This window comes from Mesorhizobium sp. LSJC269B00, from assembly GCF_000502815.1.
Taxonomy (GTDB): Bacteria; Pseudomonadota; Alphaproteobacteria; order Rhizobiales; family Rhizobiaceae; genus Mesorhizobium.
Window position 1 is genome coordinate 1 of the sequence record NZ_AYVN01000020.1, and the last position, 19,464, is coordinate 19,464.

Genomic DNA, 19,464 nt, shown 5'->3' on the forward strand with positions numbered 1-19,464 from the left:
CGACGCTCTTCCGATCTTGACGTTGAACATCACCAGCCTGCCATGACCGCCCTCTCTCAGCGAATTTGCAGAACTCTCAGCACACTACCGAAAACTTCTGCAAAGCTGCGATGATGATGGGCAAATAGGCCCAACACCTAGCTTAGTATAAAACGCGCCCGCTGGCCCCGGCCGGCGGGCTCTTTCGTTTGCCCTCGGAACCTGGGTCAATTCGCACAGTTGCTCCCCTGGGGTGGCGCGGGCCGCCTCGAATCTGAGATTCTGTTAATCGCCCGAAGCGGGTGCTACCCTCCCTGCCGCGAGCCGGAATGCATAACGATTGCGGATGTGGCTGTTAAAATAGACGCCCTTGGCAAAGGNACCCTCCCTGCCGCGAGCCGGAATGCATAACGATTGCGGATGTGGCTGTTAAAATAGACGCCCTTGGCAAAGGCAGCTTTGAACGCGGCAACGGCCTCAGCAGGTACGTCCAAAAACTCGTAATGCTTCCCGCTCGCTACAAACCAAACCGAGAGAACCCTGGTGTTCGGGTCATAGTCGAACTTGCGTATCGAAGTCGACGGCATGGTATGCCATCCAAACTCAGCCAGCCGAGTTGGATCGCCAGCTACAGGCTGAAACTTTATTCGAATATGTGGCCGCGCTTTTCGTCGGCAACCCTGATCCAGATGGGCTCGGTGGTGCGCAGAGTGATGTCGCGCTCTGTCGCTTCCCGCGCCGCCCTGATCGGCGTTGTCGCGTTGACGATGTGGGTAGCCGTCACGGTATCGCCGTCCATTTCCTCAACGTGGTATTTCGGCACTTTTGTTCCTAGGCGTCTAGTTCGATAGGCTGATCGTGATCCGGATCGGAATGATAAGCGACCTGGCGAAAATCGCGCATGTCGATCTGTTGCCCGCAAACAGGGCAAGGGAGGAAATGCGCGAGTTCGCTCGCGGGCGGGCCTTCATGTCGGTGCCCAGTTATTGGTCTGCCGAGATCCGATAGCCTGGTCATTATTTCCGCAGAGCCTTCGCTTCTCGCTCCAGCGTTTCGCGTTGGTTGCCGTGCTTCGCGATCAGCTCTTTCACCTGCTGGGGTGTGATGCCGGTCTTTGTTGCGAAATACTCGACTTCATAATCCTCATCGGCCGAGACCTGGTCCCCATCGCGAAAGTCCCGCTTGCTCTTGTCGTCAGATCGGAAGAGCGTCGTGNCGACGGCTACCGATCGCAGATGATCATCGATGAAGACGGCACACGCATTTATACGCGCAACGGCCACGACTGGACTGCGAAATATCGCGACCTGGTGAGAGAGGCCAAGCGCCTTGGTGCCGAAAGCGCGATTGTCGACGGTGAGATCATCGTCTTGAACGAAGCTGGCCTTTCGGACTTCGGCGATCTGCGCAAAGCGATCACCCGCCGACAGCAAGACCTCTATTTCGTCGCCTTCGATCTATTGCACCTCAATGGGCACGATCTGCGCGACATGGCGCTTGAGGTGCGGCGCGAGATCCTGGCCAGCATGATCAAGCCCGGGCGGCGTATTCAGTTCAGCGAGCCTCTGCCCGGCGAAGCCAAGGCGATCCTTCACTTGCTCGACCAAGCCGGACTTGAAGGCATGGTGTCGAAGCGGAAGGACAGCAAATACCGCAGCGGTCCGTCAGCCAACTGGCTGAAGGCCAAGTGCTATGCGATCGACGAGTTCGATCTGCTCGGCGTCGAGCGTGAAGCGGGCAAGCCGGCTTTCGCTCTCATGGCCGAGCGGGGCACAGGGCGCTATGTCGGCAGCGCGTTCGTCACCTTGAACCGGGAAATGCGCGAGAGGCTATGGAAACGCGTCCAAGAGCACCCAGGCACGGCGCCCAAGGGCGTCATGAAGCGGCCTGCGACGCAATGGGTCAAGCCGGGGCTGATCGGCCGCGTAAAGCACCTGCGCGGCGAGGATGACCTGCGCCACGCCTCACTGCAGGACTTCCGAGAGGATGACACAGATGGCCGTGGCTAGGAAAGATCAGGAGCGCGCCACCTACGCCTGGATGTACGCCCAAGCGAGCAAGGATGGCAAGGAGACGTGCGGTGCCAGCCTACTGGGGAGAGCATGCCGACGCGTGGCTGCAGGGCTTTGACGGTGAGCCGGTGGCCGCCTTCGGCAAGACCAAGACTGTCAACGACGAAATGGAAGCCGAGGTCGACGAAGCTGCCGTCGAGCGCCCTGCTGGAACCTAAGCGCTGGATCGAGCTTAGGCTTCATGAGCACACGCGGCGTCAACTTTCTCGATCGCTGGATCGGCAACAATTTCCCCGAAACGGCTAAAACCGACGCCGTTTCGGTAAGTGAGTACATACACAAATTGTATGCCGACGCTAAAGCCTTGACGATCGAGCGCGAAGAGATCGACGAAGAGGTTGATATCCTATATCGGACGCTGGTCGATGCCGTCGTGCACTTTGCCCCAGGTGTTTCCGAATGAGCAAGCCGGCCGTCCTATTTTTGAACCAATGGATAAAAAAACACGATCTATCCGACGCCGGTGCGCCGAAAGAGCGAGCGGAGATCGAGCAGCTCGCAAAGCGCCTAATCGCCGACGCAGAGGCTGAGGGGATTGCGGAAAGCGAGCTGACCGAGGCGTTCGACGACAAGGAGGTCGACAGCCTTTATCGTACCCTCCTCGATGTTAAATTTGGGATACCGGAATGAGTGTTCCCGGCCTGAAGGTTCCGGACAGTTTGGGTGGCCGAGCAGTTGCCCACTGTGGCGAGGGGCGATCCGATCGCCACCAGCGAGTTGGCATAAGGTTCTCATGTAAGTGCGGGCGGCCGATTTGAATTCGGCCAACTGTGGCAGAAAAACAACTGCATCAATCGGCGCGCTCTGCTACCAAAAAGGTTAGTTACAGGAGATCACCTATGAAGAAGCTGCTTCTTGGTCTGTCGTTGTCTCTGCTGGCTTCGTCGGCGTATGCTGCCGATGCCATCGTTGCAGAAGCCGCGCCGGTCTTTAGCTGGACGGGTGGGTATGTCGGCCTACAGGCAGGCTATGCTTGGGGGAATGGCAACATAGACGAACTCGGTGGGCCGGGCTTTGTCGACACAGATCCCGACGGGTTCCTTGGTGGCGTCTACGCCGGTTACAACTATCAGATGTCCAATAACATTGTGATTGGCGCGGAGCTGGACGTCGTATATGCGAATGTTGATGGCAGCGGCCAAGTCTTCAGCGCTCCTGGTATCCCGATCCCGGGCGGCATCGCCACCGAAGAACTCAACTGGAGTGCGGCGGCAAGACTGCGCCTAGGATATGCCGTTGATCGCTTTCTTCCTTATATTGCGGGTGGCGTTGCGTTTGGCGATGTCGACATAAGTAATAATGGAGGCGGACCTTCGTTCGGAGATACATTCACAGGATGGACGATAGGCGTGGGCTTGGATTATGCCATGACCGACAATCTGCTGCTGCGAGGCGAGTATCGCTATACCGACTTCGGTACAGAATCCTTTGGTGGTCTGGTCAATGCCGACGTTGATCTGAAGACCAACGAGGTTCGCTTCGGCATCGCCTACAAGTTCTAATCCCTGATGTCATAATAGCCTGTCGCTCACCGCGAGGGGCTTTTTTGTGCAAGAACCGTTTGCGGCGATCCCCTCAACGGAGTTCGCTACCATGGTCAAGACGAAAACCCCTCACAACACGTTTCGCAGGAACAGCTCGCCCGCTTCAAGATCGAGGCGGAACGGCTGCACAAGGCAATCGTCGGCCCGATTGTCGCCGATCTGCGACAATCACCAGGCCGTGCAGGATCCGCATGAAGTGCTGCTCAAGAACGTGAACAATCACCGACAGGGATGCGCTATCCGATGGCCTCTTACAGGTCCGGCGTCGCTGCCTAGTGCTGGATAAGTGGAGTCCCGAGACCGGGGAAGGGCAGCACGTTGCCGCCCGTCCCCCGCCGGCGGCGCAGTTCAACCTCTCGATAGACGAGGATGCCCATCACCATTTCCGCGCTGGCGATTTCCGATCTCGATGGCAACGACTTGAGCTATTGGTGCAGTTGTCGCGTTTCCATGGTCGCAATGTGGCCGGCGATGGCTTCGATGCTATCGCCCAAATTCGCCAGTAACCCTGCGGACCTCTGCATAGGCTTGCTCTACAGCCGCGAAAACGTGTTGAGATGCAGACGCGACCTTTGGCCTTCTGCAAAGGCCACGGCATAGGATTCGAGCTTGAATGATCGGGTGAGTTCCTGGTCTTCCTCGATCACGCGGACAAACCACTCGCCACAGGGTTTGCCAACTTCGACACAAGGGCGTGCTTTGCGAATTGGAATTATGTCAGCCATGGCGTTGCCTCCCAGCAATCAGGCCAAGCGGAGATTAACGTCGTAAGCGGCCTACAACAAGAAAAGATTGGGCAGCAATACGAAGCTGAGGTGTGGGCCACAAATGGCCGGCGCCATGGGTTGGGGAACCTGGGTGGGCACCGGCCAAGAGCGGACAGGTCCGCCGCGATGCATACATCGCCGATTGGTGCCGCGGTGGTAATGGTGTGATCGCGGAAGCTACGCTTTAGCCTTAGCCGTCGGCCTTGCCTTGCCCGTTGCAGTTGCCGTGGGCTGCGGTGCCTTCCTACCCAGACCGATCGACTTCGCCATGGCAGACCGTGAGGCCGCATAGTTGGGAGCGACCATCGGATAAGTGGATGGCAAGTTCCACTTCGTTCGATACGCGTCAGGAGTGAGACCGAAATCCACGCGCAGATGTCGCCGAAGGGTTTTGAACCGCTTACCATCTTCAAGACAGATGATGTAATCGGGAAATACTGACCTTTTTGGATTTACCGCAGGCACTGGTTCTTCGGTCGCGGCAGCCACGCGATGGCCAATCCCAGACAGCGACCCGTGCACTGAGGCTATCAGGTCCGCCAAGCCCGCGACCGGCACGGGATTGTTGCTGACGTACGCGGATACCACATCCGCCGTGAGTTCTACCAGTTCAGCGGCGTGGTCGGGGGCGTCGGTCATGGTGTGAGTCCTCGAATTTGAGAACGATCTATTATAGCTGCTGCCGCAGCTGCGCAACTCGAGGCCCGATGATGGGCCGCTTCCCTCGTAAGCACCAATCCTGTTGAGCCTGTGTTTGCCGATGGGGAAAGGACCATCGGAAGCAGTGCCAGACTTATCACAGGTTAAGTCGGTCCGGTGTTTATGATATAAGGTCGGGCATCATTCGCGTTCTGCTGGCCGCGGGTGACTGAGAGACCATAGCGCTCCCGCCCAAACGGAGAGCCGACATGCTTTATCAAAGCCCCTTAACCGCCAAGTTCCATCGTGCCTTCACCCTCACGTCAGGTGAGCGTCAAGCTCTCGACGCGGTAAGAATAAGGATCGTTGCGATTGGCGCAAACCAGAACTTGGTCCGGGAAGGCGACCAGCCGTCCCGGTGCATAATGGTCCTGGCTGGCTTAGCCAGCACCTCGAAGGTAACAGGAGACGGGAAGCGTCAGGTCACTGCTTATCATGTGCCTGGCGACATGCCCGATCTGTTGAGCCTGCACCTCGATCTGTTGGATAGCGACGTTCGAACGGTGAGCGCTTGCAGTGTTGGCTTCATAGATCACTCGGCTATCCGGCTGCTCTGCGAACGCCACCCCAGGCTGGCGGCAAATCTTTGGCGAACGACACTGGTTGATGCATCGATTTTTCGCGAATGGGTGGTCAATGTCGGGAAGCGCCAAGCGCTTGGCCGAGTGGCCCACCTTCTCTGTGAAATCATGCTACGTATGGAAGATGCCGGACTTGCGTCCGATCAAACCTGCGCTTTTGGTGTGACTCAAGCTGACCTTGGCGAGGCGACAGGGCTGTCGGCAGTCCACATCAACCGCACGCTCAAGTCTCTTCGGGAGAAGCACCTTACATCACTTGTGAATGGCCAATTGACCATCCATGATTGGGAAGGACTGGCCTTTCTTGCTGAGTTCCGGCACGATTACCTGCACTCAGCAAGGAACAATAAAACGGCCGAGTTCATGTCAATGCACTGATTGCTCCAGGGAAAAATCGCCAGAAATGCGGATTGGCTCCAAGGGTAGCCGGACCACTTGTTGGCCTTCGCTGGCCATCAGCGGTGCGATCGCCCCCCAACATGGTCAATGCTTTGATGGCGCGTCGAAGCGTTAGCGCAAGGGGTTCACTTGCGCGCAGAGTGCATTCGGATGCTTACCGGCCCACATGGGCGTTGACTGTCCGTATGGCCGTCTGCGTAGCACCATCCATCCCCTCAACGTGATACTTCGGCACTACAGGGTTTCCACCTCTCTTCATGGCTTTCGATTGGCCGCGCGATCGACCAATTTGTGGGCTCAGCCGCATTAATTCGAGCCCCGCTATTGGCTAGCGACTGTGGAAGAGGTTCCTGGGGCACACCATGCCGGCGCCCAAGGGAATAAATCTCGGCGACGCAATGGGTCAAGCCCGGGGCTCATGCGTCGCTGCAGATTTCGGGAGGACGGCGGATATTCGCTTTTCTCCGACCGAAAGCGTGCCAAGGGACGTCGCCAGCTAAACAGCAACCGGCGTTGACGCTTGAGAGCGCCTGGCAGCGTTCACGGTGGCCTGTATGGGCGCTCGACATTTCGCGAGTGGCATGTGTTGCGAGCTTGTTGCAGATCATGTTCGCACCATGCAACGGCAAAACGCCTCATCGAGCGCAATGGAAAAGCCGCATTCTCAGTTCGGTCGAGCGAGCGCTTTCTGCACGAGTTGTGACAGGGGAGGGCCTGTCAGGCTTGGAATTCACAAGCTGCAACGCAATTGAGGAAGAAGCCGAAAGGGTGCAAGACCAGATCGATTTCTTGCAGCCAAACTCGGCTCTGGTGTGGTTCAATCCTGTTTGCATCATCGCGGATCAGCGGTCGGACTGTCGAGAACTGAACTGCGCGATCTCAGCCGGTGGGCTTCGAACCAAAACATGCGGACCACCGCGGACGGGGACAGTCGGTCCCGCGTCCCGTCCTGGGGCCGGCGCTATGCTGACGCTCCTACGGCTGTCCTGTTCACCGCCCGCGGCGGGGGGCGAATTTCCTCCGTCCTGCGCGTGACAATTGTCCGCTGTTGCGGCCGCGCGCAGGACTGCGGCTTATGCGCCGTTCTTCCTTGAGCGCCGACGGTCGCCGGCGCGGTGCTTGGGCATGGAACCGAATCCCAGGCAGCGTATTGACATGTATCCGAGTTCCTCATGTCCGAGTAGACGGCACTCTCAACAAAAGGCGCAAACGGCCCAGAGACTCGGCCAATCTCGATCCGGCAACGAGATCGCCGCTGCTGTCGGCGTCAAGCTGACGCATCCGGACAAGGTCATGTATCCAGGCACCAAGGTGACCAAATCCACGCTCGCCGCCTACTACGCAGTGGTCGCCGAGAAGATGCTGCCGCACATTCAGGATCGGCCGCTGTCGCTGGTGCGCGATACTCACGGCGACCTGCAGCAGACCTTCTTTCAGAAGCACAACCTGCCAGGCGTGCCCAGGGCCATCCATGATGGCCACTTGGAGAAGGTGTCCGGTAAGGAAAGCCGCATCTCGTGGTCGATGACTTGGCTGGGCTGATCGCGGGCGTCCAGACGAACGTGCTCGAATTCCACATCTGGGGAAGCCGTCGCCAGCAGCCGGATCTGCCGCACCGCATGATCTTCGACATCGACCCCGACAGGGCTTGGGCTTTGCTGCCGTCAAGCAGGCAGCCCTCGACATTCGGAGCATTCTGGAAGCGCTTGGATTGCAGTCGTGGCCGTTGCTGTCCGGCGGCAAGGGCGTTCATGTGGTCGTCCTGCTCCTCCCGGAGGCAGACTGGGACGAGGTCAAGAGCTTCTGCCAGGACTTCGCCGAACTGCTGGCCCGTACAGATCCGTCGCGCTTCGTCGCCAATATGAGCAAGGCGAAGCGCAAGGGCCGAATGTTTCTCGATTACCTGCGCAACGGCCAGGGCTCCACTGCAATCTGCCCCTGGTCGACTCGGGCACGCGCGGGGGCGTCGTGCGCGGTGCCTGTCAGCTGGGATGAGTTGCCCACCTGCGAAAAACGCCAACGGCTTCGATGTCTTCGCCGCCGCCGCGCGGGCTCAGGTGCGCGAAGCCTGGGAAGGTTATTTCGACGTCGCACAAACGCTTACCGACCGCATTCGGCACGCAGTCCGGCAGCAATAACCATAGGTCAGCGACACTACTGATTGGCGCGGACCGCCTTTGCCCCAAGTCCGGGAGCGTCCCCCTTCGAGGCCTGGGCTAGCCTCTAGAGCGAGAGTACGGACCGGTTTGCCGTGACGGGTTGAGAGCTGGAGGAGAGGCCTCCGGCGCCCGTCGCGGAGAAACCAGATGTCCAGACATTACGCTCGCGCCGGCGCCGACCGGGCAAGCCTCTATGATGACATCACCAACAAGATCATCGCCGAGCTGGAGGCTGGGCGCTTTCCCTGGGTGCCCTGGGGCACGGCGGCGGAGCAAGCACCCCTCGCCATGCCGGCCAATGCCGCCTCTGGCCGTGCCTATTCGGGGATCAACGTGCTGATCCTGTGGGGTGCGGTCGTCGAGCATGGCTTTCCCGTCCAGGGCTGGCTGACTTTCCGCCAGGCGCTATCGCTGGGCGGCCATGTCCGCAAGGGCGAACACGGGACCACCGTCGTCTATTCTGACCGCTTCATCCCTGACGACGAGAAGAAACGCGCGCGGGAGACCGGCGAGGCAGCACGGGCCATACAGTTTCTGAAGCGCTTCACCGTCTTCAACGTCGCGCAATGCGAAAATCTGCCCGACGATCTGGCGGTGTTTCCGCCCGCACCAGAGCCCGGACTGATCGAACCGGCCGTCGAGGCACTGATCAAGGCGACAGGGATCGATTTCCGCATCGGCGGCAATAGCGCCTATTATGTGCCGGCGCACGACTACGTGCAGGTGCCGCCTCCGCAGGCGTATTTCGAGACCATTGACTGGCACCGCACCGCCCTGCACGAGCTTGGCCATGCGACCGGCCATCCCTCCCGCGTCGGCCGTGACCTCGGCTGCGCCTTCGGCACAAAGCGATATGCTTTCGAGGAACTGGTCGCCGAAATGAACGCAGCCTTCTGCTGCGCCTCGCGAGGTATTGCGCCGACCGTGCGCCACGCCGATTACCTGGCCTCCTGGCTCGACGTCCTGCGCGAAGACAACCGAGCCATCGTGCGTGCCGCCTCCCAAGCCAGCAAGGCAGCCGACTGGTTGCTCGCCTTCCTTCCGCAACCCGACAACGGAACCAGGGCAGGGCCCGCCAGCGTCGATGAGGTCGAAATCGAGAAGAGGGCGGCATGATCGTTCTCACCGAGGAACTGCGCGTGCCTGCTCGCCAATAGCCGCGATCGCGACGCCGAACACGTACGGGTGGTGAAGCTCTTCAAATCAACTCGGCGAAGGAATTGGCTCGCAACCGCGCTCGAGATGACGTCGATCCGGCTGCCTTTCGGCATCGGCATCGAGCGGGACATGCTCTTTGGCACCGACCTGCCGATTTCCGTCTGGGCAGAGGCGGTCCGCCGGGGCGGAAACCTTCGCGACGCCGAACGCAACTCGACCATGCCGGCCAATCTGGCCGAGACGGCGAGTGAGATCTCAGCTTGTAATCCGCAAGCCGCAGATGCGCAGTCGTGTCTGCGGCCCTGTCCCCACCTCTGGATCTTCGGTGCGGCTCAGTCCTCAGAGTGAGAGGGCTGCGCCCGTCTTTTTTGACGGGTTTGGAGGACGAGAGAGTTTCGGCCGCCCGTCGCGGAGATAGTCCACATGGCTACGCCCAAGCAGAAGATCACCCTCAACGCTTCACGTGACATCCCCTTCAACAAGCTGATGCTGAGCCAGTCCAATGTCCGGCGCATCAAGCGCGGGGAAACCATAGAGGACCTCGCCGCGTCGATCGCCCGGCGCGGCCTGCTCCAGAGCCTCAACGTCCGGCCAGTGTTGGACGGCGAGGGCAACGAGACCGGCATGTTTGAGGTGCCGGCTGGCGGGCGCCGCTATCGCGCGCTGGAACTGCTGGTCAAGCAGAAGNTTCAGACGTGTGCTCTTCCGATCTCAGCGACGCCCACAGCGCGGTCCCGATCGAGGAGGACTCGCTGGCCGAGAATTTTCAGCGCGAAGATTTACATCCGCTCGACATGTTTCGCGCCTTCCAGACACTTCATGACCAGGGCGCGAGCCATGAGGAGATTGCCGCACGCTTCTTCGTCTCCGCAACATTCGTGCAGCAGCGCCTCAGGCTGGCCAGGGTTTCGGCCAAGCTGCAGGAGATTTACGAGCAGGATGGCATGAAGCTCGAGCAGCTCATGGCGTTCACCGTGACCGACGATCACGCCCGTCAGGAGCAGGTCTGGGAGGCGCTCGAAAACTCCTGGTCGAAGGAGCCGCAGCAGATCCGGCGCCTGCTGACGGAGACCACTGTGCGGGCAAGCGATCGCCGGGCGCTGTTCGTCGGTGTCGACGCGTATGTCGCTGCCGGCGGCGTGGTGCTGCGCGACCTGTTCGAGGCCGACAATGGCGGCTGGCTGCAGGACCCCGCTCTGCTCGACCGCTTGGTCGGCGATAGGCTGAAGTCGATCGCCGACGAGATCGCGGCGGAGGGCTGGAAGTGGATCGTGGTCGATGCCGATCTGCCCTACGGGTACAATCACGGTCTGCGGGCAATCGCTGGCACCCCCGTCGGTCTGACCGACGCGGAGCGGGCGGAACGCGAAGCCCTGCGGGCGGAGTACGACCGGCTGGAAGCCGAGTATGGCGAATCCGACGAACTCCCCGACGATGTCGATCAGCGCCTCGGTCAAATCGAGACCGCGCTTGAGGCCTTCGAGAGCCGGCCGATGCACTACGATGGGGCCGAGATCGCCCGCGCCGGTGTGTTCATCAGCATCGATCGTGATGGCGATCTCGTCGTCGATCGGGCCCATGTGCGCCCCGAGGACGAAGCGATGCAGGCGGTCGACGGCCACTCGGCCGAGCCAGGTTGCGCCACCGAGAACGAAGACAGCAGACACAATCCTTCGGCCCGCGCGATTATCACCATCGGCGCGCAGGCGTCCGAGCCTGAGGAGGATGACGGCGACACCATCAAGCCGCTACCCGAGCGCCTGGTCATCGAACTTACTGCCCATCGCACGTTGGCGCTGCGCAACGCACTGGCCGAGAACCAGCATGTGGCCATCACGGCGCTCTTGCACCGGCTCGTCCTCGACACCTTCGGTCAGCGTTCCGCCATCGGCTGCGTCGAGGCCTTCGTCCGACATGTCCACTTGCCGTGGCAGGACGTCGGTCTCAAGGACAGCCCTGCGGCCAAGGCCGTCCATGAGCGCCATGAGGCATGGAAGAGCGACATTCCACTGGATGACGACGAGGCCCTATGGGCGTGGCTCGACGGACTCGATGAAGCAAGCCGGCAGACGCTGCTGGCGCATTGCGTCAGCTATGGGATCAACGCCTTGTTCGAACGACCCAATCCCTACGGCAGCGGCGTTTCCCAGCATGGACTCGATCAGCGCCGGCGTGAAGCCGATCGGTTGTCCCGTGCCACCGGGCTTGACATGGTAGATGCCGGCTGGCGGCCGACGGTGGATAACTATCTCGGTCGCGTCACCAAGTCCCGCATTCTCGAAGCCGTGCGCGAAGGCGCCGGCGACCAGGCCGCCCAGCTTATCGACCATCTCAAGAAGGCCGACATGGCCAAAGAGGCCGAGCGCCTCCTGGCCGATAGTGGCTGGCTACCCGAACCGCTCCGCCTTCGCGGCAATGACGCCGCCCGGCCGAATGTGGGCGAGGAAGCTGACCTCCCCGAATTCCTGGCCGGTGATGACGAGGACGGCTCGGCCACCCATGAGACTGCCGCACACGCGGTCGCCGCCGGATAGCACCGTCGGCGGAGTGGCGCGGGTCGCTCGGCCCTTTCTTCTTCACTACGAGTTCACGCCGTTCGCTCATCTTGCCGACGGCAATCCCTATGATGCCTACCTGCCGCCCGATCCCGACAGCGCCAATGGTTTCCTACAGAAGTCGGGGCCTGACGGCGGAATATGATCGAGATCGGTTGATACCGGCAAGCGCTCCACCTCATGGCGGGGCGCTTGTTTCATTTTGGCTTCGGTGGAGGCCAGAGAGGGAGAGGCGAGCCGGGATGGTTTTGAATCCGCACGGTCCAGAGAGAGCGCCGCGCGGCTCGATCCTGTCCCCGCTCTCCCGAGGTTCACACCATGTACATGATCTCGCCCGCTGTGGCAGTTCCCGCAGCCGCGCCGCTCCCGCTCCCCCAAACCGGTGCAGCCGGCGCTATCTTCGCCGCCGCCGGCCTTCTGCTTCCCCATCTCGAGCGCGGCGACAGCATCGACGCGCCAAAGTTGCGCGCGGCGATGGAAGCCGCATTCGGCGCCTCCGACGCCGCCGGCGCCTGGGACTGGAAGCAGGCCTACGATGCCTGCGAGGCTGCGACGGTCCTTTTCCTGCGCAAGTACGGAAAGGCGTTGTTCCGCAAGGCCGCGTCTCCGGCTCTCCGGCTGTCAGCATTGTCGAAGATCGCCCGGCTCATGCCGACGCATACCCGCCGATCCGAAGAAGCACAGACCTTCCAGCAGTTCTCGACGCCGATTCCGCTCGGCATGGTCGCCGCAACGGCCGCTGCCATCACGCCGGCCGACCGTGTGCTGGAGCCTTCCGCCGGCACCGGGCTGCTCGCCATCCTGGCCGAGATAGCCGGCGCCTCGCTCATTCTCAACGAGCTTGCCGAAACCCGCGCGGCACTTCTCTCCGGCCTCTTTCCGGCCGTCTGCGCCAGCCGCTTCGACGCCGCCCAGATCGACGACCATCTCTATCCCGGCGCCGTGCCCAGCGTGGTGCTGATGAACCCGCCCTTTTCGGTCATGGCCAACGTCGAGGGCCGCATGGCCGACGCGGCCTGGCGGCACATCGCCTCGGCCCTGGCGCGCCTTGCGCCCGGCGGGCGGCTGGTGACGATTACCGGTGCGAACTTCGCGCCCGACCACCCGGCCTGGACCGCCGCCTTTACTCGCCTGCAGGAACGTGGCCGCATCGTCTTCTCCGCCGCCATCGACGGCTCGGCCTACGCCAAGCATGGCACGACCTTTCCGACACGCCTCACCGTCATCGACCGGGTGCCGGCGGACGATCCGGACGTGTTCCCGGCAGATCAGGGCGTTGCCCCGGATGCCGCGACGCTGATCGCATGGGTCGGCGAGCATGTGCCGGCACGGCTGCCGGTCACCATACCCGCAGGTGCAACTCCCACATCGTCGTCGGCCGCACCCCGCACAGTGCGCGGCTATCTTGGTCCCACGGCAAGAATAACACCGCGGCCACCGCTCACTGATCCCGATGCCGTTGAGCTCGCCTATCAGGTGCTCGACTGGAAGGCCGCCGAGGGCGGCCACATCAGCGACGCCATCTACGAGGACTACGCGCTTCAGGCGATCCGCATTCCCGGCGCGCAGCCGCACCCCACCCAACTCGTGCAATCGGCGGCCATGGCCTCGGTCGCGCCGCCCAAGCCGAGTTATCGGCCGCGCCTGCCGAAGAACGTCCTTGACCTGCTCTCGGACGCGCAGCTCGAGACCGTCATCTATGCGGGCGATGCTCACGCCGAGTATCTCGCCGGCGCCTGGACGCTCGACGATACCTTTGACGTAATTAGCGCGGCGGCAGATGACGCGGCGCGGGCCGTGCGCTTCCGGCAAGGCTTCATGATCGGCGACGGTACCGGTGTAGGCAAGGGCCGCGAGTCCGCCGCCGTAATCCTAGACAATTGGATGCAGGGCCGTCGCAAGGCCGTCTGGATCTCCAAGTCAGACAAGCTCATCGAGGATGCGCAGCGCGACTGGTCCGCGCTCGGCATGGAGCGCTTGCTGGTCACCCCGCTCTCCCGCTTCCCGCAGGGCAGGCCGATCACGCTGGCGGACGGCATCCTGTTCACCACCTATGCCACGCTGCGGTCCGACGATCGCGGCGAGAGGCTTTCGCGGGTCAAGCAGATCGTCGAATGGTTGGGTCCGGATTTCGATGGGGTCATCATCTTCGACGAGGCGCACGCCATGCAAAATGCCGGTGGCGGCAAGAGCGAACGCGGCGACGCCGCTCCCTCCCAGCAAGGCCGTGCCGGCCTGAGGCTACAGCACGCCCTGCCGAATGCCCGCATCGTCTATGTGTCGGCGACTGGCGCCACCACCGTGCACAATCTCGCCTATGCCCAGCGGCTCGGCCTCTGGGGCGGCGAGCATTTTCCATTCTCGACCCGCGCCGAGTTCGTCGAGGCGATCGAGGCTGGCGGCGTGGCGGCGATGGAAGTACTGGCACGCGACCTCAGGGCACTTGGCCTCTATACCGCCCGCTCGCTCTCTTTCAACGGTGTCGAATACGAACTGCTCGAGCATGAGCTGACGCCCGAACAGGTCCGCATCTATGACGCGTACGCTGGGGCCTTCGGCGTCATCCACAACAATCTCGATGCTGCGATGCAGGCGGCCAACATCACCGGCAGCACCGGCACGCTCAATGCCCAGGCCAAGTCGACCGCGCGCAGCGCCTTTGAAAGCGCCAAGCAGCGCTTCTTCGGCCATTTGTTGACCAGCATGAAGACACCGACCCTGATCAAATCCATCACCGGCGATCTGGAGGAGGGCCATGCGGCCGTTGTCCAGATCGTCTCGACGGGTGAGGCGCTCATGGAGCGGCGGCTGGCCGAGTTGCCGACCGAGGAATGGAACGATGTTCGCGTCGACATCACGCCGCGCGAATACGTCCTCGACTACCTCGCTCATTCCTTCCCGGTGCAGCTCTACGAGCCCTTCACGGATTCGGAGGGCAATCTGTCGTCGCGCCCGGTCTACCGCGATGGCCAGCCGGTCGAGAGCCGCGAGGCGGTCGCCCGGCGCGACGAGCTGATCGCGAAACTCGCCAGCTTGACGCCTGTCCCCGGCGCGCTCGACCAGATCGTCCAACATTTCGGCGCGGACCTCGTCGCCGAAGTCACTGGCCGCTCGCGCCGCATCGTGCGCAAGCGCGACCGCCTGGTCGTCGAGCACCGAGCAGGGTCGGCAAATCTGGCCGAGGCGCAGTCCTTCATGGACGATCAGAAGCGCGTTCTGGTGTTTTCCGACGCCGGCGGGACGGGTCGTTCCTACCATGCCGAACTCTTGGCACGGAACACGCGGCTGCGTGTGCATTATCTGCTCGAAGCCGGGTGGAAGGCCGACACCGCCATCCAGGGCCTGGGCCGCACGCATCGGACCAATCAGGCGCAGCCGCCGCTGTTCCGGCCGATCTCGACCAATGTGAAGGCGGAAAAGCGCTTCCTCTCGACGATCGCCCGCCGTCTCGACACGTTGGGCGCAATCACGCGCGGCCAGCGCCAGACCGGTGGCCAAGGGCTGTTCCGGCCAGAGGACAATCTTGAAAGCCACTATGCCGGCGATGCCTTGCGGCAGCTCTATCTCCTGATCGTACGCGGCAAGGTCGAGGGTTGCACACTCCAGCGTTTCGAGGCGGCGACCGGTCTCAAGCTGATGGACAACAACGGCATCAAGGACGAGTTGCCGCCGATCACCACCTTCCTCAATCGCCTGTTGGCGCTGACCATCGAAGTGCAGGGCGTGCTGTTCGGCGCCTTCGAGCAGCTTCTGGCCGCTCGGATCGGTGGCGCCATCGCCTCGGGCACCTATGACACCGGGCTGGAGACCCTGCGGGCCGAGAGCTTCGTCATCACCGACCGGCAGGTCATCTACGCCCATCCGCGCACCGGCGCCGAAACGCGGCTGCTGACGATCACCCAGCGCAAGCGCAATCGGCCCGTCATGCTCGATGCGGCGCTCCATCACCTTCGCGATTTGCGCGCCATCCTACTGATCAACGAGCAATCTGGCCGCGCCGCCGTGCAGATCCCAACCACCAGCATCATGCTCGACGACGGCGAGATCGAGCCGCGGGTCCGCCTGATCCGGCCAATGGAAGGCCAGAACATGCCGCTCAAGGCTATGGGCGAAACCCGCTGGGTCGAGGCCCACCGTGAAGCTTTCGCTGCAGCATGGAATGCGGAGGTCGCCGAGACTCCCGAGTTTGCCGATGCCGTGCTGCACATGGTGACGGGCCTGTTGTTGCCGATCTGGAAGCGTCTGCCAAACGAGTCGACCCGCGTTTTTCGACTTCAGACCGACGAGGGCGAGCGCATAATTGGTCGCCTTGTCACGCCGGCCTGGGCCGCCAACGCCACGGTGACAGGCGTCGCATCGCTATCGCCCGAGCAGGCGCTCGCGGCGCTGATCGACGGGCGGACGATCCTTGATCTCGCCGAGGGTCTCCAGCTTCGCCGCAGCCGCGTCATGGGCGCGTGGCGCATCGAACTGTCGGGCTTCACCGACATGATGCGGGAGCGCCTCACCGCCTACGGTCTCTTCCACGAGATCATTTCGTGGAAGCTCAGGATGTTCGTGCCGATCGACGCCAACGGGCTCGCCGTGCTGGAGCGCGTGCTCGACCGCTTCCCAATCGAGCGGGTCAGTGAGCGGGAGGCTGCATGATTCCGCGTCACGCTGCATCCGACCTCGCACACCGCCTCGCCGAACATGCCGAGGCGGTGTGCCGCCACTACCTCTCCAATGGCCGTCGCCAGGGCAACTATTGGAGCGTCGGCGACGTCCGCAATGCGCCGGGCCGCTCGACGTTCGTGCGTCTGCAGCCATCCCCGAAGGGACCGCCAGGCAAATGGACCGACGCCGCTACCGGCGAGCATGGCGACCTGCTCGACGTCATCCGCGAATCCCTCGGACTGGTCAACTTCCGGGACGTCGCCAATGAGGCGCGCCTGTTTCTCGCTATGCCAGATGCCATGCCACCCCGACCGGCCGCGCCGATCACGCAGGTCCCCATTGGATCTCCGGAAGCGGCTCGCCGACTGGTCGCCATGTCGAAGCCCATTATCGGCACCCTCGTGGAAACCTATTTGCGTGGACGTGGCATTGCGACTTTGTCCGGCACCGGATCGCTGCGGTTCCATCCGCGCTGCTACTACCGGCCCGGCGATCATGGACCGACCGAGACCTTGCCGGCAATGATCGCTGCTGTCACCGACCTTGATGGACATTTGACCGGCGCGCACCGCACCTGGCTCGCACCGGACGGCACCGGCAAGGCGCTCGTCGACACGCCGCGTCGCGCAATGGGTGACCTTCTGGGTCACGCCGTCCGCTTCGGTGCACCCGGCAGCGTCATGGCGGCAGGCGAGGGCATTGAGACGACGCTGTCGCTCAGATGCGCCTTGCCCGATATGGCGATGGCTGCGGCACTCTCGGCAGCCCATCTAGCCGCCATCCTGTTCCCGCCAACCCTGCGCCGGCTCTATGTCATCCGCGACAACGATCCGGCCGGTGACGGTGCCCGCGACAGCCTGCTCGAGCGCGCGACGGACGCCGGAATCGATGCAATCGTGCTGTCGCCAGCGATGCAAGACTTCAACGAAGACCTCAGCCGCTTCGGACTTGCGGCCTTCCGGGCCTCGATTGCAGACCAGCTCATGCGCAAAGATCGCATCCGATATCTGACACAGGCGGCATGAGCCGGGAGGGGAAGCGCGCGGCGCACGGTGCCGGTGCGGCGCATGGATGAGTGACCCGCCGGCAGAGACCCGAGACCCGGCCTTCGAGAGGGCGATCGGCCCACGAACTGGCCGGCCAGGCAATGGCGGCGGCCGACTATTTTCCGGCGCGCGCGACTGGTCGCGAATGGCAGCGATCGGGCGCGACGCCTTTCCATCGCGAGGCAAAATAGTCGGCCGCCGCCATCCTCCGCTGCGCTCCGGCCCTCCGCATCGCTGCGGGTGTCGGACCGTCCCGCCCGTGGGCTCTCGTCGCCATGAAGGCCGCGAGGGTCGCGGTCAAACCGACGGGAGCATCCCCATGAGAGAGCACGACGACACTGAACCGCACCACGCCGCTTCTGCGACCGATCACATCCTCACCGAACTCCAGCTCTATGGCTGGCGACCATTTGCGGACGAGCCCGATCCGCGACCGCTCCCCGGTGGCGACCAAGTGGCCGGAGCCGTGGCCGACATCTTTGACGCCCTCATCGTCACCCTGGCTGACACGCGCCTCGAACCCGACCTCGATGACTTGCTCTGGTCCCTCACCAATGTCTTCCACCGAGCTGTACAACGGATCGAGCGGCAACTGGAAGACAACGAGCAGGCCCAGCGCTGTCTGCAGCGCGAACAGGATGGCAGCGAGATCAAGGCGGTTGAACTCGAGACACTCACCGCCCAGGGCCAGACCATGATCGAACGGCGGGGCGCCTTCGAGCTCATGCGTGACCAGGCCGCCGAACACTACGATCAGTACACCGGTTCTGCCTGGCGACCGCGCACGGGGTCGATGGTAAACCACCACCATCTCACCGCCGCAATGATCGATAGCCGCGACTTCCTCGCGGCCAGGCGGCGCGCGGAAACCGAGGTCATGTTGCCGGCCGGCCCCAAGATCGCCTTCTCCGGCGGCGATACCGCCGATCACGAGATGATCTGGGCAAAGCTCGACCAAATCCGCGCCAAGCACCCCGACATGGTGCTGATGCACGGCGGATCACGCAAAGGCGCTGAAAAGATCGCCGCCCGCTGGGCCGATCATCGCAAGGTGCCGCAGGTCGCCTTCAAGCCCGACTGGAGCAGACACGCCAAGGCCGCTCCCTTTAAGCGCAACGACCAGATGTTGGCGGTCATGCCGATCGGCGTCATCATCTTTCCCGGCACCGGCATTCAGGAGAACCTCGCCGACAAGGCCCGCAAGCTCGGCATCCCGGTCTATCGATTAGGCGGCTCGTGAGCGCCCCCTTTGACCCTAGATCTTAGTCCAGGTTGGTCACCGCTATTCCACAATCTCACCGATGTGGAGGTATGTCTTTCACGACGCGAACGGCGGCTTCGCGCCTCATGACAGTCGGTTCCCCGGTTCAGTCCATTCACCAAAAGCGGGCGTCGCCAAACGGCCAGCCCTCAGGCTGTTATGTTCGCGGCAAATGCTCAGCTGGGCCGAATGGATGAGGCGCGACGATACCAGGCAAAATTCTGGGCACTCCGCCGGACTGTCACGAGTCCTCGAAGCGCAGGCCGATCTTTCCCGCTGCATGTTCCTGCACGCGTTCGGAAACGCAGATCCTGCCAGGCTCGGCGATCCTCTCCAGACGCGCGGCGATGTTGACCCCCGCGCCCAAGACGTGACCGTCCTGTTCGATGATGTCGCCGACGATCTTGCCGCGATGCGTGGCAATACAGGGATCGAGGTGGTCACGTTGATGGCTGTTCAAGCGCTCGAGGGCACCTTCTTCGTCAGCGCCCATCAGTTGACTGTACCCGGCGAGGTCAGCCGCAAGGATCGCCGAGAGCTTGCGCTCGACCCGACCGATTTCCATCCAGTCCCTCTGCAAGGCGTCAG

18 protein-coding genes and 3 pseudogenes are annotated in these 19,464 nt (G+C 62.5%); 15 read left to right on the forward strand and 6 right to left on the reverse strand.

The window, feature by feature from the left end; genetic code table 11:
• Positions 1-284: 284 nt before the first annotated feature.
• The 3 genes from X771_RS0135300 to X771_RS1000000167575 all read right to left on the reverse strand — a co-directional run bounded on the left by X771_RS0135300 (position 285) and on the right by X771_RS1000000167575 (position 1,262).
• Positions 285-566 carry a KTSC domain-containing protein gene (locus X771_RS0135300; RefSeq protein WP_023690426.1) on the reverse strand — a complete coding sequence of 94 codons (282 nt, stop codon included), beginning with the start codon at positions 564-566 and terminating at the stop codon, positions 285-287.
• Positions 567-622: 56 nt separating this feature from the next.
• On the reverse strand, positions 623-802 hold the full coding sequence (locus X771_RS1000000168455) for a hypothetical protein (protein ID WP_156936054.1): 180 nt from the start codon (positions 800-802) through the stop codon (positions 623-625).
• A 193-nt stretch (positions 803-995) separates the two neighbouring features.
• Positions 996-1,262 (reverse strand): DUF3606 domain-containing protein, encoded by a 267-nt coding sequence (locus tag X771_RS1000000167575; protein WP_348625479.1) that lies wholly within the window; start codon positions 1,260-1,262, stop codon positions 996-998.
• Between X771_RS1000000167575 and X771_RS137050 the strand changes: the two genes are divergently transcribed.
• The 5 genes from X771_RS137050 (at position 1,146) to X771_RS137035 (ending at position 3,553) form a co-directional block, all read left to right on the forward strand.
• On the forward strand, positions 1,146-1,988 hold the full coding sequence (locus tag X771_RS137050; protein WP_245262809.1) for an ATP-dependent DNA ligase: 843 nt from the start codon (positions 1,146-1,148) through the stop codon (positions 1,986-1,988). The genes X771_RS1000000167575 and X771_RS137050 overlap by 117 nt on opposite strands.
• A 71-nt stretch (positions 1,989-2,059) precedes the next feature.
• Positions 2,060-2,209, forward strand: coding sequence for a hypothetical protein (locus X771_RS1000000169550; protein ID WP_023673151.1), 150 nt, complete (start codon positions 2,060-2,062; stop codon positions 2,207-2,209).
• A 23-nt stretch (positions 2,210-2,232) separates the two neighbouring features.
• Positions 2,233-2,454: a DUF768 domain-containing protein gene (locus tag X771_RS137045; protein WP_023690430.1), complete on the forward strand. Its 222-nt coding sequence runs from the start codon at positions 2,233-2,235 to the stop codon at positions 2,452-2,454.
• The gene (locus tag X771_RS137040; protein ID WP_023690431.1) at positions 2,451-2,681 is read left to right on the forward strand and encodes a DUF768 domain-containing protein; all 231 of its coding nucleotides are present in this window, start codon (positions 2,451-2,453) and stop codon (positions 2,679-2,681) included. Before X771_RS137045 ends, X771_RS137040 begins: the two co-directional genes overlap by 4 nt.
• Before the next feature lie 209 nt (positions 2,682-2,890).
• Entirely contained in the window at positions 2,891-3,553 is a 663-nt protein-coding gene (locus tag X771_RS137035) for an outer membrane protein (RefSeq protein WP_023690432.1), read from the forward strand.
• A gap of 575 nt (positions 3,554-4,128) precedes the next feature.
• Here the strand turns inward: X771_RS137035 and X771_RS0135315 are convergent.
• Both X771_RS0135315 and X771_RS1000000167580 read right to left on the reverse strand, forming a co-directional pair.
• A complete protein-coding gene (locus X771_RS0135315; protein WP_023673145.1) occupies positions 4,129-4,320 on the reverse strand; it encodes a hypothetical protein in 192 nt (63 codons plus the stop codon).
• A 219-nt stretch (positions 4,321-4,539) separates the two neighbouring features.
• Entirely contained in the window at positions 4,540-5,001 is a 462-nt protein-coding gene (locus tag X771_RS1000000167580) for a MucR family transcriptional regulator (RefSeq protein ID WP_023673144.1), read from the reverse strand.
• Positions 5,002-5,270: 269 nt separating this feature from the next.
• Between X771_RS1000000167580 and X771_RS137030 the strand changes: the two genes are divergently transcribed.
• The 10 genes and pseudogenes from X771_RS137030 (at position 5,271) to X771_RS137005 (ending at position 18,855) form a co-directional block, all read left to right on the forward strand.
• Complete coding sequence (locus X771_RS137030; RefSeq protein ID WP_023686036.1) at positions 5,271-6,020, forward strand: Crp/Fnr family transcriptional regulator; 750 nt, start codon at positions 5,271-5,273, stop codon at positions 6,018-6,020.
• A 1,146-nt stretch (positions 6,021-7,166) separates the two neighbouring features.
• On the forward strand, positions 7,167-7,583 hold the full coding sequence (locus X771_RS1000000168460; protein ID WP_155927363.1) for a hypothetical protein: 417 nt from the start codon (positions 7,167-7,169) through the stop codon (positions 7,581-7,583).
• Positions 7,584-7,603: 20 nt separating this feature from the next.
• A pseudogene (locus X771_RS1000000168465) lies at positions 7,604-8,202 on the forward strand (hypothetical protein).
• Positions 8,203-8,347: 145 nt separating this feature from the next.
• Entirely contained in the window at positions 8,348-9,316 is a 969-nt protein-coding gene (locus tag X771_RS137020) for a zincin-like metallopeptidase domain-containing protein (RefSeq protein WP_023690434.1), read from the forward strand.
• Positions 9,313-9,568: pseudogene (locus X771_RS1000000169555) on the forward strand (DUF2958 domain-containing protein); the annotation flags it as partial. The gene X771_RS137020 and the pseudogene X771_RS1000000169555, both read left to right, overlap by 4 nt.
• 213 nt (positions 9,569-9,781) lie before the next feature.
• Positions 9,782-11,892: pseudogene (locus tag X771_RS01330) on the forward strand (ParB/RepB/Spo0J family partition protein).
• Positions 11,858-12,058, forward strand: coding sequence for a DUF6117 family protein (locus X771_RS1000000167590; RefSeq protein WP_023673140.1), 201 nt, complete (start codon positions 11,858-11,860; stop codon positions 12,056-12,058). The pseudogene X771_RS01330 and the gene X771_RS1000000167590 overlap by 35 nt, the downstream one beginning before the upstream one ends.
• 173 nt (positions 12,059-12,231) lie before the next feature.
• Positions 12,232-16,560 (forward strand): strawberry notch family protein, encoded by a 4,329-nt coding sequence (locus tag X771_RS137015; RefSeq protein WP_023690436.1) that lies wholly within the window; start codon positions 12,232-12,234, stop codon positions 16,558-16,560.
• Complete coding sequence (locus X771_RS137010; protein ID WP_023690437.1) at positions 16,557-17,594, forward strand: toprim domain-containing protein; 1,038 nt, start codon at positions 16,557-16,559, stop codon at positions 17,592-17,594. Before X771_RS137015 ends, X771_RS137010 begins: the two co-directional genes overlap by 4 nt.
• 340 nt (positions 17,595-17,934) lie before the next feature.
• Positions 17,935-18,855, forward strand: coding sequence for a DUF2493 domain-containing protein (locus tag X771_RS137005; protein ID WP_023690439.1), 921 nt, complete (start codon positions 17,935-17,937; stop codon positions 18,853-18,855).
• Between the two features lie 262 nt (positions 18,856-19,117).
• Here X771_RS137005 and X771_RS137000 read toward each other — a convergent pair whose 3' ends face one another.
• A complete protein-coding gene (locus X771_RS137000; protein ID WP_023690440.1) occupies positions 19,118-19,441 on the reverse strand; it encodes a hypothetical protein in 324 nt (107 codons plus the stop codon).
• Between the last annotated feature and the right edge of the window lie 23 nt (positions 19,442-19,464).